The following is an 18,505-nucleotide window of genomic DNA, read 5'->3' on the forward strand; positions in this document are numbered from 1 at the left end:
CATCTTTGGGACTAAAACAGCACCGCCACCTGCATGCGCCCGGTGTGCACGGTGTTGAGGTTGCTGGCTTTGCGGCCGTCGTAGGCCAGCGTGATGTTGAGGCCGTTGCTGAGGCGCTGCTCCACGTTCAGGTTCCAGGTGAAGTTGCTGCCGGGGCGCAGGGCGTTGAGGATTTCAATGGCCACCACCGAGTTGAGCGCGGCAGGGTCCACGTCGAACTGCACGCGGGTGTAGTGCGTGGCGGCCGAAATGGTACGCTTGCTCACCTGGCTGAGGCGCGCTTCGAGGCCGAGGTCATCGAAGAAACCGGGGTGCGTTTCGGCCGGGGTGGGCGTAGGCAACGTGGCCAGCGGCGCATCGAGCGTGTTTTGCTTGAAGGTGTGCGCGTAGGTGCCCGTCAGGCGCAGGCTGGGCGTGGGCTGGTAGCTGATTTCGGGCTGAATGGCGTAAATCAGCAGGCGGTAGTTGCGGGCCAGCAGGTAGCTGCTGGTAGCTTCGCGAATGTCGCGCGAGCCGGTGAGGCGGCCCGTGAACGAGGTGGCCAGCGTGCGGCGCAGCAGCAGGCTCTGGGTGGTGAGGTTGCGCAGGTCGGAGCCCTGGGCCAAAAGAGTCTTTTGCTGCGTCTGCTGCACCGTGAATTCAGCCCCGAAAATGGGGTTCGACCGATTGAAATACAGTGTATTCCGAAACAGCTGATTGAAGGCCAGCAGCTGGTTGTCCTCCTTATCGAAGCTGAACGGGCTGAGCCGCTTGAGCACCGACGGGTCGGTGGTGCGGCGGTCCACGGTGATGCTGGTGAGCGTGGCGAAGCGCGAGGCCATCGCCCGCCAGCCACCGGCTTCGCGCCAGCCGCGCGGGGCGGCCGTGGTGAGGCGGTAGGCCAGCCGGTTGGTGAAGGCGGTGATGTAGTCCGTGGTGGGCAGATAGACTTTGATGTAGGTGCGGTACTGCGCATCCGGCGTCTGGGCCTCGAAAAACTCGTCCTTGTCCTCGCGGCCGTTGCCGTTGAGGTCGCCGGCGTAGTAATGCGTGCCCTGCCCGGCCGGCACGGCCAAGAACGAGTAGTCGCGCTTCAGCTCGCGGCCGGTGGCAACGCTGTAGTTTAGTTCGGAGCGAATCTGGTTTTGCAGCAGGCCGGCGTTGTAGAACACCTGGCCCAGCACCGTGCGGTTGCGGGCCAAGCCCAGGGAATCGAGGTCGCGGAAAGTGCCCAGCACCCGGATATCCTGGGTCTTGCCCAGCCGCGAGGCCAGCGTGCCCTGCCAGGTTTGGGCGGTGCCGCGCCGCTGCAAGGAGGTTTGCTCGCGGTTGGGGGTTTGGTCGCGGCGGTAGGTATAGTCGAGGCGGAACTGCGTGCGGGCCGAGTCACGGCTCTGGATAAACACGTCGTGCTCGTCGAAGTAGTTGGCCGAGCGAATGGTATCGGTGGTGGCAGAAGTCACCCGGTTTTTATCGAACCGGTACGCGTAGCCCGGCACGATGCGACCGCCCACGAAGCGTCCCGTGGCCTCACCCCGCGCCCAGTTGGAATGGAAGCGTCCGGCGTCCGAATTCAGCAGAAACAGCGAGCCGCGCATCTCCAGGCTGCCCACTTTCTGAGCCGCATCCAGCCAATGTTGCAGGCCGTTCACCTCGCCCGGCCGGAAGCGACGGCTCAGCCGGTAGTTCACGCCATTATTCGCGTCTTTATTGGCCCCTACACTGAAATTGAAGATATTATCCTCCTTTGCCACCGGCGTGGTGCCGGTAGTGGTCGCGGTGCTCACGTTGCTCCAGTTGCGGTCAAACTCGATGTCGCGGTAGCGGTCAATCGGCGAAAAGCGCTTGCCGGTGTACTCATAATCGAGCGTCGAGCGCAGGCGGTAATTCTTCAAAACACCATTCGCAAGCGCGGCGGGCAGGCGGCGGTCCTGCACCGCGTAGCCCACGTGCATGGCCCCGTCCTGGTCGCTTTCCGGCGAGAAGCGGTTGCGGTCGAGGCGCGAGCGGGCCACGTCGGCAAACACCGTCGTGCTGCTGTCCAGCTGGTAGCTGAGGCCAGCTGTCACCATCTGTTTCAGCAGCGGCGTGGGAATGAGGCGCACCGGGCGGTAGCGGCCCAGGCCCGGCCCCAGGTACTCGTACACGGTGCCGTTGGTGGTAAGAAAGCGCGGGTTGGTGCTGCGCACGTAGTCGCCGTTGCCCTGGCCCACGTCGGTAAAACGCACCGTGTAGGAGCCGCGCAGCGAGTCAATCGGCGAATCGGCCCCCACGTAAGTGAACACCGGCACGCGCTGGCTGCCCACCAGCCGCAGCTCGCGGTGGTACTGCACAATGCGGCGGTCGTAAGCCACCGAGTCGCCGCCGGTGGCGGTGGCCACGGCCACGTTGCCGGCCCGGCGCAGGGCGGCGCGCAGGGTGTCGTTGAGGTTGAGGTTGGGGGCGTTGTCGGGGTTGTCGGCTTCCTGGTAGAGGTTGGCGTGCACGTTCAGGCGGCCCAGCTGCTGGTAGTGGCTGGCGGCCACCAGCGAGCGGGAATAGTTGAGGTCCGAATACTCAAAATCAATCCTAATCCGGGAATTGCGGGTGATGAGGTGGCGCGGCGTGAACGTGACTTCAGCCAAATTGTAGTCAATGGTATAATCCGCATCGAAGCCCCGGGTTTGCAGGCGGCCGTCGAGGTAAACCTTCTCCGAATTGGCCAGCACGATGATGAACTGCTCGCCATTCGGCCCGTTCAGGCGGTACGGTCCCTGCACGTTCTCGATGGGCGACACCTGGATGCTGGCAAATTTGCCCTTCGCCACCCCGCCGGCTATCGACGTGGACGAGCGCCACGCCAGCCCTTTGCGCACCCCAGCGCTGCGGACGGTGCTGCCGGTCAGGCCGGCCTGGTCTCCCGCCAGGGGCGCGCCGGTGCCGGGCACCTGGCGGTTCGGGTCGGTGAGCTGGGGCTGGCTGATGGCCGGCGGGTTGAGCGTGGCCGGCGACGGCCCGGCCACACCGCCGCCCGGCACCTGCCCCGCCACGCCGTTTAGAAATACCGCATTGGCCACGCCCTGCGTCGCTCCAAAGCCGCTGAGCCCCACGATGGGCGGACCGAAATTGGCCTCCACGGCCGCACCCTGGATGTTTTTGTAGTAGCGCAGAAAGTAGTCGGGCTTGTTGCGCAGCACCACATCGCCGGCCGTCAGGTTCCAGTTGGGGTTGGTGAGGGTGATGTAGATTTTATCGAACTGCTGGAGCTGCTGGGTGTTGCCCTCAGGCTGGAAGGGCACGTTCTGGTCAGAGATGGCGGCCGTGAGGTGAATGTTCTCAGCCAGTTGGCCTTCCAATTGCAGGTTCAGGGCCGAGTTCACAAACACGTTCTGGGTGTTGCCAAAGCTCAGCCCCCGGCTCAGATTGCCCGTTTTGCTCACGCCTGGCGTATTCAGAATCTGCTCTTTCACCGAGAAATCCTCGTACCGCGAAATCACCTGCCGGAAGCCCAGGCTGTCCATCAGGCTGCGGGGCCGCCGGAAGCGGGGTGCCGTGAGCCGCAGCGGCAGCACCCGGTAGCACACCAGAATGGAATCGGGCCGCGCCGCGCCGCTGCTGTCATGCAGGGCGGGGCGCACCCAGCGGTAGCGGTCGGTGCGTCCGTCGTAGTCCGCTCCGCGCCCATTAATGACTACCGACGACGGCACCACCGTGAGCGAATCCAGTAGCGCGAAGCTGGTGGTGTCGCGCCCCTCGGCTAGCCGCACCCAGCGGCAGCGGCGGGTGCTGGGCGGCAGCGCCTCGCCGTTTTTGGCCGGCCGCGCCTGTGCCCACGCCTCCTGCTTACCCCAAAATAGCGCCGCGACGAGCAGGCCCACCAAGGGAAAGCACAGGCGTAAGCGACGAATCATGCGGTAAAGGTCGGGTTTGGCAGGTAACGACACGAACTGGGAATTTCGTGCCGTCGTGGGGGCATTCGGGTTCCTTTACCCCGCCAGCGGCAACTCAATGAAAAAGTCCGTCCCCTCCCCCACTTTGGTTTCAAACCAGATTTTGCCCCCGGCGCTCTCGATGCCGCGCTTGGCCACCGCCAGCCCGATGCCCGAGCCGCTGGCCTTGGTGGTGAAATTGGGCACGAACACCTTCTCGCGCACGTCCTCGGGAATGCCCGCCCCGTTGTCGCGGATGGCCACCCGCACGCTGCCCGAGCCGGCTGGTTCCAGCGACACGTCGATGTGCGGGGCGCGGCCTTCAGGCACGGCCTGACGGGCATTTATCAGCAGGTTATTGAAGGTGCGCACCAGCAGGTTTTCATCGGCAAACACCACGTAGCGGCCGGTTTCGGCATCCGGCGGCAGGTGCAGGGCCAGGGCGCCGTCGTTGGTATCGGGCTGGTGCAGGCCGGCGCTACGGCGCAGCACGGCGGCCACGTCCAGCCGCTCGGGCCGCATAGTGGGCAGGTTGGTGAAGGTGCTGAAGCTGGTGGCAATGTCGCTCAGCACGTCGATTTGCGTGATGAGCGTCTGGCTGATGCGGCCGATGAGCTCCTCGGCATTGGCGCGGCGCTCGGCAATGGCCTTTTGCAGAAATTGCAGGCTCAGCTTCATGGGCGTGAGCGGGTTTTTGATTTCGTGGGCCACCTGCCGGGCCATTTCGCGCCAGGCGGCCTCCTTTTCCTGCGCGGCCAGCTCGCGCTTGCTGGCCTCCAGCTTGGTGAGCATGGCGTTGTATTCGCGCACCAGCAGGCCAATTTCATCGTCGGAGCTGCGGTAGTCCAGCAGCTCGTTTTCGCCGGTAAGCGTGGTTTTGGTTAGTTTCTCCGCAATGAGCTTGAGCGGGGCCGTGAGCTGCCGCGCCGCCACAAACGCCAGCCCCAGAAACAGCAGGAACATCAGCGTAAAGATGTTCAGAATCGTGGTAAACAACTCCGTCAGCTTGGTATCCAGCGCCTTTTCCGAGTCGAAGAACGGAATGCCCACGTAGCCCAGAATTGGGCCAGTAGGCATGTCAATTTCGTCAGCCGACGAGCCATCATCATCATCGAATGGCGATTTGACCGAATATTCTACCCCTTTATTATTGGTCGCGACCGGCAGTCGTTCGTGCAGGGCGTGCCCCGCCAAATCGGTCACCACCTTTTCGTTTGCCCCGGCCCGCACCGGCAGATACAACGAGTTGAACGACAACGAACCGGCCCGCTCTGTGAGTAGGGCGCGCGGCCGATTGCGTTCGCGCAGCGCCACCATGGCCTGCGGATTCACCAACGGCCCCAGCAGCCCGGCATCAAAAATCAGGGGCTGGCTGCTGGCCAGCAGCTCGCCGTGGGCATCGTAGAGGTTGAGGTCGATTTCGGTGAGGGCGGCCACGTTTTTGGCCAGGGCGGCCAGCGTGGGGCGGGCCGTGCTATCGGACAGCAAGTGGCGCTGTCGGCGCAGGCTTTCCAGCGCCAGCTGGCCACGCCGCTCGTAGGTGCGGGCCAGGTCGCGCTTGTAGGAGTCGATGAGCTGGCTGGCCGTGGCCACGCTCACTACCAGCAGCGGCACTACAATACCCACATTCAGCAGCAGCTGAATGCGGGTGCTGAAGTTGAGCCGGGGCAGCGCCCGGCCACGTATCAGCAAAGCCGCTCCGCCCACTACAAGCCAGAAAAACGTCGACAGCAGAAACTGAAACGAAAAGTTAGCCAGCCAGTCGCCCACCGAATATGTGGCCGTAGTCACCACCACGGTGCGGTCCAGGGAGCCGCGCACGGCAAATTGGTGGAATCCCTTGCGCGTGATGCCCGTCGTGTAGAGGCGCGGCTCGGCCAGCAGGGCTGTGGGCAGGCGGTTGGCGTAGTCGAAGTCGCCTTCGCTATACACCAGCCGGCCGTGGTTGTAGCCGGCATAGCTCAATTCGGTGGCCAGCCCCGGCTCGAAAAACTTCTGGTCCACCAGCAGTTCTGGCAACACGCTATAGGAAGTGAGCTTTTTGAGCGTTAATTCTACCCGGACGGCCCCGAGCGGCAAGCCAATGCCATTCACCTGCTGCCCCGGCACGGTGACGTGCGCCACGTAGCGCCGCGAGCCAAATGGGTTATCGGACTGCACCAGAAAAACACCGGCCTGCCCGGTGGGCGTGGCTTGGCGCGCCGTGGCCGCGCGGGCTTCGCGTAGGCTGGGCGTGCCTTTGGGGGCCCCCACCGGGTCGCCGGCCGCGTCATACAGCGTGATGGTGCTTTCGTATTTGTCGAAATAGTTGCTCAGGTACTGGCGGGCAATGCGCTCGCGTACCGCTTCGGGCCGCCCAAAAGCGGCAGTGAGAGCCCGCCGCACAAACGGGTCACGCGCGATTTTGTGCATCTGCTCACTCAGCAGATACTCCCCTTGAAAGTCATTATCAACCAATAGGTTACCCGCCAGCCGCTGCTTATCAACCAATACTTGCTTTTCGAAGCGGGAATACAAGGCCAGCGCTCCGGTAGCCGACGTGAGAGCCAGCAGCAGCACCAGCAGCACCGAGGACTGGTAGTTGCTGGTCGTGGGCTCGGCTCGCAAATTCACGCCCCGCACCAGTGCCGCGAATAATAACAAAACCCCTACCAGCAAAAGCCACGGCTGCCCCAGTACCAGGCCCACCCCCAGCACGGGCAGCGCAGCCAGCGCCAGGGTCAGCAACAGCAACCGGCGCGGCACGTGCTGCAGCAAGGCACCCGCCAGTTGCGTCAGTCCAAACAAGCCTACCAGCCACGCGGCCGTATGCAGGAGCACCGCCAGCGCCAGCACCACCCAGAAACCCGTAATCTGCACGCTGCGGCTCACATCAAAGCTGAGCTGGGAACTCCCGAAAACCGTGGTGTAATAGCTGAACAACAGCCCCAGCCACCCGCAAAAAGCACCTCCCACCACTGCTACGGCTATAATCTGCCGGCTGCGCGCGCGCGGGGCCCGCACCCGCTGCGGTACCTGAAAATACCGCCACAACGCCCCGCCCCCCACGGCTGCGAGCAAGGCCAGCAAGGAATCAAGCAGCAAGTCGCCCAGCGAAGGTGCCCACCAAGCCGCCGCATACACCCGCGGGTCGAACAACGGCAACTCGATGAACGAGTACGGCAGCCCCAGATACAGCAGGAGCGCCTGCAACAGCACCAACGGCACCACCAAAGCAGATACGGCGGCTATTGGCAGCCTGGCCCGCCACCAACGCCACGCCAGCAGCAACCACCCCGCGGCGTACAGCAGGCTGCCCAATACCAGCAACCCCAGCGGCACATACTGCCCGGTGAGCGGATTGGGCTGCTTTCGCTTGATGGAAAACAAATAATGGCCATCGGGGGCTTCAAACCGGACCAGGCCTTGGGCCGCACTATCTGCCACTACTTCCAGCTCCAGCCCGCGAAAAAGCGCTTGTTCGCCGCCCTCCCGCAAGTAGCGGTTGCTGATGTTGTAGTGCCGCTCCAGGGGCAAATAGACAAGAATCGAATACCGCCCCGCGAGCCGCCGCAACTGGAGAAAATCCCCCACTGGCGTTTCTACCAGTCGCTCGGCGGCTGTGGTGGCATCCGCCTCGGGCCGCAAGGTTGCATCAGACCAGTAGCGCAGGGCCCCGTTCTCGAGTACGTAGGTGGGGTAAGTAGTCTGCGCAATAAGCTTTTGAAAGCTATAGTTGCCGCGTGGTAGTTCGGCAGCCACGCTGTCGGCCTCGCGACGGGCCGTGGCCTCGGCGTTGCGCACCAGCTGTTGCAGGCGGGCCACATCGGTGCGCTGTACCACGCCCGGCGTTTGGGCATAACGGCTGGCCAGGTATCCGCCCACAAAGCACAAAACAGCCCCCAGCAGTAACAGCCAAGGCAGCCGCCACGAGGAAGCTGGTTTTACGGATGAACCAAGGGCAGAAATCGGGCGCAAAAAAGAAGAAGTAAAGTCGTTAATCCAGCGAAGCAAAGGCAGCCACCCAAAGTAAACAGGTTACTCAGTCACAAACCCCTCTTACCGAAGCAGCGCCATCAACAGAATAAACTACCTGATGCGTAGGCCGCTTAAAGTACGCTATCCGCAAAATCCAAGCCTAATAAAAAATGCTGCCCTTCGGCAGCATTTTTGAAATCCATAATACTTTTATTTCTCCCAACTTAGGTATCGCGGGTCGAAACTAGCGCCGCCAAACCCGTAGAGCATAACGGCCCGCGAGTAGCGAAACAGCAACGGCGTAATAGCCACCACAGCCGCTGCCACTGCGGTCACATACACCCATAGCGGCGGGTCGTCGGCCAAATAGTAGAGCAGAAACCCAATCGCCAGCAATACCCCCGTTGAGAAACCCGAGCTGATATACATCGCCCCATAATAAAACCCCGGCTCCGGCTCATAAGTCTGATGGCAGACCGGGCAGGCATCAGGCATTTCCATGAACTTGGTACTGAACGCCGGGTGCGTAAACAGCTTCCCTATATGGCAACGCGGGCACCGTAGTTCCAACAGCGCCCGGGTTGTTGATGAAATAGCCGTAGTAGGCTGTTCCACTATACTTTAGCCGACTTGGGGTGCGTGCGCCGGTACCAGAAATACCCGACCGCGCCCATCAGGATATACGGAACCGTCATCATGTACACGATACCCTTGTTGAGGCCAGCCACGTCGTAGTCGTCGCGCTCCTGCCGGGCCGCCTCCACCTGCGATTTACACATCGTGCATTGGGCCTGAACCACCAATGGGGCCAAACTCAGCATCACGCCCAATAATAGAGCGAAAGCAGCAGCAAAAGAGGTCTTTTTCATAACTAAATCAACACAATGATTGGCGCAAAGTTTCTTACCATCAGGTATAATACGGCGCAATCATGAAATACACGATAACGCCCGTCACCGATACGTACAGCCATACCGGAAAGGTCCAGCGCGCAATGGCTTTATGCTTAGTGTACTGCCCCGTGAGCGCGAAATACAGCGTAAACAACACCAACCCTACTGTTACCACCGCCAAACTGATGTGCGTGAGCAGCAAAAAGAAATAAACGGCCCGAATGGTCCCAATGCCACCAAAATGCGTGCTTTCTACCTGCGAGTGGTAGGCCACATAAGACAGTAGAAACAGCCCGCCCAAGGCGAAGGCAGTACCCATGGCCGTGCGGTGCGCCAGCACATTCTGCTGCCGGATAAAGTAGTATCCCACCAACAGCGCAACGGCAGTCAGCGAATTCAAGCCAGCGTTAACGGCCGGCAGCATGCGCAGGTAAGCATCGGCCCCGTCAATCTTGAAAATTCCTTTGAAATAGAACAGCACCGCTACTAGTAGCGGCACCACTATTCCCAAGCCCCCAAGAATGATTTTATAGCGCGTATAATCGCCGGGGGCCATCACTGGCGGATGCAGTTGTTCAGTGGGGGTGTTCATAATCGTAAAGCTGCACGGTTACTTCCGTGAGTAAGCGGTCTATTTCGCGTCCGTCGGTACCATCGTAAATGCCACGCACCCGGCGCTGATTGTCAACCAGTAACAGCCGACCTGCGGGGATGTTGGCTGTGTATACCGCCCCTGGCAACCGTTTGGGGTCTGCCGTCAGGCGGAATTCCTGCTGGGTGAGTCGCGTAAGCGTGTCGGAATTGCCTGTCAGGAAAAACCATTTGCCCGCAATGGTGCCGTATTGCTCGGCTAGTTGGGCAAGGGTTGTGGTTTGTCCAGAACCTGCATTCAGCACAAAAGTGACCAAACGTACGCGAGGCTCGTGCCGAAATTTCTCCTGTACCCGCAGCAACTGGCGCGCTACGCGGGCACTGGCCTCATCCGCTCCAAAGAATTGGGCAATGTAAAGACCTTTTCCCAACTCTGCACTGCTTACCTCGCGTCCGGTAGAGGACGGCAATTGAAACGGTGCGATTTGGTGGAAAACAGTATCGCGCTGCCACTCCCCGCCAACCTGGGTGGAATCCACACGGTCGGGCAGGTAAGTTGGCAGCGCGTAACGGTTGGTGCCGAAGCGGAACAGGAACAAAAAAGCCAGTACCGGCACCAATAGCAGCAGCCCCAGCAAAAGGGTTTGGCGGGGCCGCATCCGCTATTTAAACATGTTTTGCAAGACTTCGCCGATGAACGAGCCTTCGGTAATCAGGGCCACCAGCAGCCACACCAGCAGCGCTACCGGCACCAGAATGGTCCAAATCAGGCCTTTGGTCTCGTGCTTCAGGTGCATGAATTCGCCCACAATGAAGAAGGCTTTCATAATGGTAAGCACAATAAAGATGCTGTTGCGCAGCGTGCTTGGGTGCATCAGGAATACGAAAACGAATTCGACAGCCGTGATGCCAACCAGAATGCCGAATACCCGCCAAATCCAGGCGGTGTTCGGCTTGGCAATTTCGCCCGGCGCGAGGGCATGTTCAGTAGTTGCGTGAGAAGCCATTTTTGAAATTTTGAATGTTGAGGGTTAAGGTTTGAATGTTGGCCAAGTTGATAACTCAGCACTTAACATTCAGCATTCAACACTCTTTTAAACGAGGTAGAAGAAAGTGAATACGAATACCCACACCAAGTCTACAAAGTGCCAGTAGAGGCCGATTTTCTCAATCATCTCGTAGTGGCCACGCTTTTCGAAAGTGCCGTTGGTGGTGGCAATGAAGCACCAAATCAACAGACAGACACCCGAGAATACGTGCGTACCGTGGAAGCCGGTGATGAAGAAGAACAAGTCGGCAAAGAGCACCGGACCGTACTGGTTCATCGCCAGGTTGGCCCCGTGGAATACCGTACCGTCGGCCATTACCGTGCCTTCGTGGTGGCCGTTGATGAAGTGAGTCCATTCCCACGCCTGGCTAGCCAGGAAAGTGCTGCCGAACAGAATGGTCCAAAGCAGCCATTTCTGCACATCGGCTTTGTCCATGCGGTGGCCAGCTTCTACGGCCAATACCATCGTTACTGAACTCAAAATCAGAATCATGGTCATCAAGGCCACGAAACCCAGGGGGACGTTTGCCTCGCCCATGCCGGGGAAGGCGTTGAATACATGGTCGGGAATGGGCCACCAGCGCGTGCTGAACACAAAGTCTTTGGCTTCGCCGGTGAATACCTCGTGCTTATGGCGAATCATGCCATAGGTGGTGAGGAAGGCGGCGAAAGTAAATGCGTCAGAAAGCAGGAAGAACCACATCATCAGCTTGCCGTAGCTCGCTTTGAAGGGTTCATTGCCGCCATCCCAGTTGCCGGTGCGTGGGGCGTCTTGGGTAGCGGAAGCCGCGGGGTGCGGCAAAGTGGTCGATTGGGCCATAGCAGACAGCGTAACGTCGTTTTAGTGGTTCAAAAGTAAGAACAAATACAGGTACAGCCAAAGCCCGCCCAGGAAGTGCCAGTATAAGGTAGCATTGCCGATGGATAGCAGGGCACGCGAATGCACCTGATAATTAAGCGTCCGCTTGAGTACGACAGCCAGAAAAATAAGCCCCGTAACCAGGTGAAAAGCGTGCACGCCCATCAATACGTATACGAACGAACCGGAAGGATTGGCGTCGGCCCCGCCAAAGTAGGTGTTGCCCGCCACCAAATCGCCGAAGCTGTGGTACTGCCCTACCAGGAAGGCCAGACCCAGTACCAGGGTGATAATCAGGCCGGTTTTCACACGGCTGATTTCGTCCTTACGCGCTGAAAAATAGGCCCATTGCATGCTGGCACTGCTCAGCGCAATGATAATGGAGTTAATGAGTAGCGAACCGGGCAAATCAAACTCACGCCAGTTGCCTTCGTCGCGGCGCACAATGTAGCCGCTGGTGAAAGCCGCAAACATCATCACAATACTGAAAATAAGCAGGATGAGCAGAACCCGTTTGGGGTGCCAACCAAGTCCAACTTCCTTTTCGGATAACGTTTCAGAAGGATTCATAAGGTAGTTATTAGGTATTAGTTGTCCGTTTTTAGTTGCTGATTGTCTGATTTATTCAAGTCTATCTGGCAACCAACTATCAACAACTGACGGCTATATTTTGTCAAGCACCAACGCAATTTGTACGATGGGCAGGTATAGAAAAGAAGCAAACATGATGCGCAACGCTGCCTTCCGCGACTGCGTGCGCATGAGCTGCACCGTGAGCAGCAGAAATAATACCCCAGCCACCACGGCCACCAGCGCCGAAATGCGCCCCGAAATATTAAATTCCAGCGGCAACAGGCTCAGCGGAATCAGTAGCAACGTGTAGGTCATTATCTGGAATGCAGTGCGCAGGTCGCGGTTGCCGGGCGTGGGCAGCATTTTGAAGCCGGCTCGCTTGTAGTCGTCATCGGCCACCCAGGCAATGGCCCAGAAGTGCGGAAACTGCCACATGAATTGGATTCCAAATAACACCCAGGCTTCTACCCCGATGTAGCCCGTAGCAGCTACCCAGCCAATGAGCGGCGGCAAACCGCCCGGGATGGCCCCTACAGCTACACAGATGGGCGAAATCGTCTTCAACGGCGTATAGATGAAGCCGTAGAGAATAAGCGACAGCAGCGACAGCCCAGCGGTGAGCGGGTTGAAACAATACCAGAGCAAAGCCAGCCCCGCTACGCCCAATAGCACGCAGAACACCCAAGCCTCTGCTGGCGAGATAATACCCAGCGGCAACGGGCGTTTGGCCGTGCGTGTCATTAGCTTGTCCAACTCCCGCTCGTGCACTTGGTTGATGATATTAGCCGAGCCCGTTACGAGCATACCGCCTAGCATCACCAGCAGCGCCCGGCTCCAGCTAAACTCGTGCGCACCCAACATGTACCCGATGGCGCTGGAAAACGCTACCGTGAGCGAAAGCCGGAATTTGAGCAGCTGAAAATAGGCGCGGGCCTTAACCATCAATCGTACTAATAATTTCGTCGCCCGGCCCAACTTATCGAAGCCAGGCCCAACGGGGCCGCAAAGTTACGCAACAACCTGCCGGGGTGCATCCGTGGGCGCAATAGTTTCCGGGCTTTTGCGGGCGCGGGCCACGGCCAGCAACGTCAGGAACTGGATGCCGAAGAGTACGGTGGCCAACGTAAGATGTATCGGCTGCACTGCCGCGGGCAGCGCAAATGATGCCAGCACGATTCCAGCTAATATTTCCAGCCCAATCAGGCTTAGTGTGGCCGTGACCAAATTACGCAGGCGCTTGTGAGCCAACTGCCATATTTCGTAGCCTACATACACATTCAGTAGCAATACCGCGGCTGACATGGTTCGATGCAAGCTGAACACGCTGCCCAACTTGGCTACCCAGCTTTCGCGCCCCACGTAACCCGCTGCGGCCGATACAATATCCACCTGTTCACGCACCTGCGTGCCAAGTACAATCTGCCAGAAAGTAAGCAGAAGCGCAGCCCAAAGCCAGATTTGCAAAGCCCCCACAGGTCGCCTCGGCATCGCTGGAGCATCGATTATTCCAGCTTCTGGCAATCTCGATACAACATTGCCCTGCCCCCACCGCGCGCGGTCAACCGCATACAGCAGCAATGCCACGATTACCAGCGCCAGCGCCATATGCACCGTTACCATCACGGGCAGCAAATTGGTAGAGACTACCAGCGACCCCAGGTAGCCCTGCCCCCCCGTCAGCAGAAACGAGGCAAAAGCCAACCAAAATATGGGCCGGTCCTGCCGCCAGTACGGCAAGGCGAATACAACCGTAAGAAAAACAAATACCCCAATCAGGGCACCCAACAATCGATTCACATATTCAATCCAGGTTTTTACCGGGTTAAAATCCGTTTCGATGTATTGGGTAGGATGCGCGAATATGCTTCCTGCAACCTGAGCGAAGCCCATTCGCTGCAATGTACGGGCCAGCTTCTGGTTTTTGGCCACCCGTTGCGCAGTATAGATTTCTTTGTAATTGGCCGGTAGCTGGCTGGCTTTGGTTGGGGGAACCCAACTACCGAAGCATTTGGGCCAATCGGGGCAGCCCATACCACTACCGGTACTGCGCACCACGCCCCCCACCAAAATCAAGAGGTAGACGCTTATAACCGTGAGAATCCCAACAAAGCGGAAGCGCCGAACAGCAGGTTTCAGATGAACATTTTCCATGATAACCGGTGCTCATGCGGCCGCGGCATATATATACGGGGGCAGCATCAGCACATAAGATTGAAATAGATAAGCAAAAGCCGTGAAACAAAAACGGGCCGCCGGTTAGGCGGCCCGCTTCGGGACTTTACCAAATGATTTGGCTAATCAAGGCGTTTTCAACTAGTCAGCCAGTTCTTGCTCGTAGGGCAAGTTCGACGCCTGCGTTTGCGAGTACGGCACGTTCTGGGGAATGAAGTCCACATCCGAGCCGGGCTTGCTGTAGTCGTAGGGCCAGCGGTAAACGGCCGGAATCTCGCCGGGCCAGTTGCCGTGGCCGGGCTCAACCGGCGTAGTCCACTCCAGCGTGGTCGAGTTCCAAGGGTTCTGGGTAGCACGACGGCCGCGGAAGATGCTGTAGAAGAAGTTGAAGATGAAGATGAACTGACCGAGGAAGGCGATGATGGCCGCAATCGAGATGAACTTGTTCATGTCGGCAAACTGCGAGAAAGCATCAAAGCCAGTCCAAGCATAGTAACGACGGGGGAAACCAGCGATACCTACGTAGTGCATTGGCATGAACACCAGATACACGCCGCAGAACGTCAACCAGAAGTGGATGTAACCCAATTTCTCGTCCATCATCCGGCCGAACATCTTCGGGAACCAGTGGTAAACCCCGGCAAACAGACCGAAGAATGCCGAGCTACCCATTACCAAGTGGAAGTGAGCCACCACGAAGTAAGTGTTGTGCATCTGGATATCGAGCGTAGCGTTGCCGAGGATAATACCCGTCAGACCACCCGAGATGAACAACGACACAAAGCCGATGGAGAACAGCATAGCAGCCGTGAAACGAATGTTACCGCGCCACAGCGTGGCCAGCCAGTTGAATACTTTCACGCCCGAAGGCACGGCAATAATCAGTGTCAGGAACATGAAGACCGAGCCCAGGAAGGGGTTCATGCCCGTTACGAACATGTGGTGAGCCCACACGACGAACGACAACAGCGAGATGCCAATCAGCGAGCCAATCATGGCGCGGTAGCCGAAGATGGGCTTGCGGGCATTGGTCGACAGAATTTCCGATACCATACCCATTGCAGGCATAATTACAATGTATACCTCGGGGTGACCCAGGAACCAGAACAAGTGCTGGAACAATACCGGCGAACCGCCTTGATTGCTCAGTGCTTGGCCAGCAATGTAGATATCCGACAGGAAGAACGACGTGCCAAACGAACGGTCGAACACCAGCAACAAAGCCGCGGAGAACAGAACCGGGAACGATAGGATACCCAGAATAGCCGTCAGGAAGAAGGCCCAGATGGTGAGCGGCAATTTGCTCATGCTCATACCACGGGTACGCAGGTTGATAACCGTCGTCACATAGTTTACACCACCCAGTAGCTGCGATACGATGAAGAACACCATACTCACCAACCACAGCGTCATGCCAGTACCGGAGCCGGGGATGGCTTGCGGCAGTGCGCTCAGCGGCGGGTAAATTGTCCAGCCAGCTGCAGCCGGACCAGTTTCAATAAACAGCGAGGAGAACATGATAACGCTCGACAGGAAGAAGAACCAGTACGAGAGCATGTTCATAAAGCCCGAAGCCATGTCGCGGGCACCCACTTGCAGCGGAATAAGGAAGTTCGAGAATGTACCGCTCAAACCAGCCGTCAGCACGAAGAATACCATGATGGTACCGTGCATTGTAACCAGCGCGAGGTAGAATTCGGGATTCAGCTTACCTGCCTGAATCCAACCGCCGAGGACTGGCTTCAGCCACTCCATCGTGCCCTCAGGCCAACCGAGTTGCAAACGGAACAAGCTGGACAGGGTACCACCTAGGATGGCCCAGAACATACCCGTAATCAGGAATTGCTTGGCAATCTGCTTGTGGTCCTGGCTGAACACGTACTTCCACAGCCAATGCTGGTCGTGGTGCTCGTGGTCGTGGTCATCGTGGTGCAGGTGGTCACCGTGCTCGGTAGCCGGCACCGGAGCGGAACCAATACCGCCTTGCGTTTGCACGCCCGGAGAAAGATTGGGTTTGGGTGTCATGTCTGACATAGCGGAATACCGTTAGTAGTTATTAGTAAGAAGCAGCCAAAGGCACGGGAGCCGCTTCTTTTTCCTGAGGTGCGGCGGCTACGGGGGTAACCATCGTTTTGGCCTTCTGTTTGAAAGCAGCCAGCACATCTGGGTTCTTCTGAGCGAATGACTGCTGAGCCGCATACCAGTTCTGGTAATCGTCCGGCTCGTCCACAATCACGGTGGCTTTCATAGCAAAGTGGCTACCGCCGCAAACCTGGTTGCAAGCCAACTCATAGTTGAACTTGGGGTTGCCCAGTTTGGCGCGCATCTCGTCAGTCGAGGTAGTCGGCGTGAACCAGAAACGGGTTGGCATACCTGGTACAGCATACATCTGCACACGGAAGTGCGGCATGTAAACTGCATGCAGAACGTCGCGCGAGCGAATCTTAATCAGCACCGGAACGCCTTTGGGAACGTGGATTTCGTTGGTTGTGAAGTCATCTAGCGAAGACTTGTCGCTCAGGTCGAAACCCCACTCGTTCACAGCATCAATCATGCGGTAGTTAATTACTCCAAGCTTCATGTCGCGGCCGGGGTAACGCACCAACCAGTTGAACTGCTTGCCCATTACCTCAACGACTACTGAGTTCTTCGGAGCAGGACCGGTGATGCGGGTCCAAGCTTTCCAGCCGGCGAAAATCAGCGAAGCCATTACGATGGCCGGGATAATCGTCCAGATAACTTCAATCGTGTTGTTATGCGCGAAGAAGTAAGCGCGACGGCCGTCCTTGTGCTGGTACTTATAAGAATAAACAAACAGCAGGGTTTGGGTAATAGCGAACGCCACGCCAATCACTGCCATCGTAATCCAGAACATCCGCTCCATCTGGTGGCCGTGCACCGAAGCAATGGGCGGGTTCATCTTGTTGAAGTTCTCAACGAAAGAGTAGGCAAACCATGCGCCACCGCCAACGAGGAAAACCAGCATTAGAATAGCGTTAACGCTATTGCTCATGCCAATGTCGCGGGTGAAAGTCCCCGAGAAAATAGAGGTAAAAATCTGCAGGCGAAACAGCAGGCCGAATACGACCAACAGCAGCACCAACACCAGCAAAATGGTAAGAGCAGTCATTGAGTTTTAGTATGGAGTACTAAGTATTAAGAACTGAGCGCAAGTTTATTTAACAGCTTACGCTCAGTTCTTCAATCTAAAGTCTAGGTAGTGTGGTGAATGCTCTCGTCGAGGAACGGGTGATTGACCGGAACCAGGGAAGCAGAAGCCAAACGGCGCGTGAACAAAATCAGGAAAGCGCCGAGAAAAATGGCAGCAATGCCAATCTCAATCAGGAACCCATTATCCCCACGCAAAGTGCCCGGCATGAGCATCAGGTAGAAGTCGGACCAGTGACCGCAGAGAATGGCAATGGCCACGATTTTCATGATAATCATCTGACGCTTGGCATCGCGCGTCATCAAACCCAGGAAGGGGAAGACGAAGTTGATGGCAATGTTGAAGAAGAACAGGAAAGTGTAGCGGCCTTCAAAGCCACCCAAGCGCTGGTTGAAGTATACTGCTTCTTCAGGAAGGTTGGCGTACCAAATCAGCATGAACTGGGCGAACCATACGTAAGTCCAAAAGATGCTGAAACCGAACATCAGCTTGCCCAAATCGTGGATGTGGCTGGCGTTCAAAGCCCGGAGGTAACCTGCTTGTTTCAGGAAGATAGCAGCCAGTGCGATAGCAGCGATGCCGGACACCCACCACGAAGCAAAGACGTACCAGCCGAACATAGTGCTGAACCAGTGCGTGTCAACCGACATCACCCAGTCCCAGGCGGACATCGACGAGCTTACAGCGTACAACACCAGGAACAGAGCCGAAGCATTGATGCTCTTGTGGAACCAAACCGTGCCACCGTTCAGGTCTTCCTGCAAGGACAGCTGACGCAGCTTCCAGCTGAAGTAAGCCCATATGGCGAGGTAAACGATAGTGCGGATAAGGTAGAAAGGCAGGTTCAGGAAACCGCTCTTACCGGCAATGATGGCATCGTAGTTCGGGCTATTCTTGTCCATGATACCCTCGTGGGTCCAGTGGAAAATGTCATGACGACCAACCAGAAAAACGATGAGCATAATCACGCCGCCCGGAATAACCCAGGCGCTGAGGGCTTCAGAAATGCGCTTCACCATTACCGACCAGCCGGCGTAGGCTACGTAATTGATGGCCATAAACACCGTACCAACGGTGGATACGCCAAGGAAAAACAGGTTGCTGTGCCAGAGGCTCACAATCACGCGCTTAATCAGCACGGAGTGGCCTTCTTCGTGAGCAGCACCATGTGCAGCGGCCGCATGACCAGCAGCTTCGCTGTGCTCAGCAGCACCCCAACCCAATACTTGGGCTAGGATGCCGAGAATTAGTACAACCACACCGGTAACGATGATGGCAATAAAGGTTTTACGGGCGCCATCCGTAACGACGAGCTGTTCAGCCGTGGCGCTTTCGTGGTGCGTCAGAGTTGCCATA

Annotated in this window: 14 protein-coding genes; all 14 read right to left on the reverse strand. The window is 57.9% G+C overall.

Annotated features, from left to right (window positions below; all coding sequences use genetic code 11):
- Positions 1–11 precede the first annotated feature (11 nt).
- Positions 12–3,869: a hypothetical protein gene (locus ACYU7Q_RS07870; RefSeq protein ID WP_460608896.1), complete on the reverse strand. Its 3,858-nt coding sequence runs from the start codon at positions 3,867–3,869 to the stop codon at positions 12–14.
- A 75-nt stretch (positions 3,870–3,944) separates the two neighbouring features.
- Positions 3,945–7,751, reverse strand: coding sequence for a sensor histidine kinase (locus ACYU7Q_RS07875; RefSeq protein ID WP_460608897.1), 3,807 nt, complete (start codon positions 7,749–7,751; stop codon positions 3,945–3,947).
- A gap of 303 nt (positions 7,752–8,054) precedes the next feature.
- On the reverse strand, positions 8,055–8,345 hold the full coding sequence (locus ACYU7Q_RS07880; protein WP_460608898.1) for a DUF983 domain-containing protein: 291 nt from the start codon (positions 8,343–8,345) through the stop codon (positions 8,055–8,057).
- Between the two features lie 113 nt (positions 8,346–8,458).
- Positions 8,459–8,713 carry a hypothetical protein gene (locus ACYU7Q_RS07885; protein WP_460608899.1) on the reverse strand — a complete coding sequence of 85 codons (255 nt, stop codon included), beginning with the start codon at positions 8,711–8,713 and terminating at the stop codon, positions 8,459–8,461.
- 40 nt (positions 8,714–8,753) lie between these two features.
- The gene (locus tag ACYU7Q_RS07890) at positions 8,754–9,329 is read right to left on the reverse strand and encodes a DUF420 domain-containing protein (protein ID WP_460608900.1); all 576 of its coding nucleotides are present in this window, start codon (positions 9,327–9,329) and stop codon (positions 8,754–8,756) included.
- Positions 9,313–9,966: a hypothetical protein gene (locus ACYU7Q_RS07895; protein WP_460608901.1), complete on the reverse strand. Its 654-nt coding sequence runs from the start codon at positions 9,964–9,966 to the stop codon at positions 9,313–9,315. Before ACYU7Q_RS07895 ends, ACYU7Q_RS07890 begins: the two co-directional genes overlap by 17 nt.
- A gap of 24 nt (positions 9,967–9,990) precedes the next feature.
- Positions 9,991–10,335 carry a cytochrome C oxidase subunit IV family protein gene (locus ACYU7Q_RS07900; RefSeq protein ID WP_342299878.1) on the reverse strand — a complete coding sequence of 115 codons (345 nt, stop codon included), beginning with the start codon at positions 10,333–10,335 and terminating at the stop codon, positions 9,991–9,993.
- An 87-nt stretch (positions 10,336–10,422) separates the two neighbouring features.
- Complete coding sequence (locus ACYU7Q_RS07905) at positions 10,423–11,196, reverse strand: cytochrome c oxidase subunit 3 family protein (RefSeq protein ID WP_460608902.1); 774 nt, start codon at positions 11,194–11,196, stop codon at positions 10,423–10,425.
- Positions 11,197–11,217: 21 nt separating this feature from the next.
- Complete coding sequence (locus tag ACYU7Q_RS07910; RefSeq protein ID WP_460608903.1) at positions 11,218–11,805, reverse strand: cytochrome c oxidase subunit 3; 588 nt, start codon at positions 11,803–11,805, stop codon at positions 11,218–11,220.
- 93 nt (positions 11,806–11,898) lie between these two features.
- Entirely contained in the window at positions 11,899–12,750 is an 852-nt protein-coding gene (gene cyoE, locus ACYU7Q_RS07915) for a protoheme IX farnesyltransferase (protein WP_460608904.1), read from the reverse strand.
- Positions 12,751–12,816: 66 nt separating this feature from the next.
- Positions 12,817–13,959, reverse strand: a complete 1,143-nt coding sequence (locus ACYU7Q_RS07920) for a COX15/CtaA family protein (RefSeq protein WP_460608905.1) — start codon at positions 13,957–13,959, stop codon at positions 12,817–12,819.
- A 162-nt stretch (positions 13,960–14,121) separates the two neighbouring features.
- Entirely contained in the window at positions 14,122–16,014 is a 1,893-nt protein-coding gene (locus ACYU7Q_RS07925; RefSeq protein ID WP_460608906.1) for a cytochrome c oxidase subunit I, read from the reverse strand.
- Positions 16,015–16,036: 22 nt separating this feature from the next.
- A complete protein-coding gene (locus ACYU7Q_RS07930) occupies positions 16,037–17,110 on the reverse strand; it encodes a cytochrome c oxidase subunit II (RefSeq protein WP_460608908.1) in 1,074 nt (357 codons plus the stop codon).
- 83 nt (positions 17,111–17,193) lie between these two features.
- The gene (locus ACYU7Q_RS07935) at positions 17,194–18,504 is read right to left on the reverse strand and encodes a quinol:cytochrome C oxidoreductase (RefSeq protein ID WP_460608909.1); all 1,311 of its coding nucleotides are present in this window, start codon (positions 18,502–18,504) and stop codon (positions 17,194–17,196) included.
- Position 18,505: the final 1 nt, after the last annotated feature.

The organism is Hymenobacter terrigena (genome assembly GCF_054776515.1).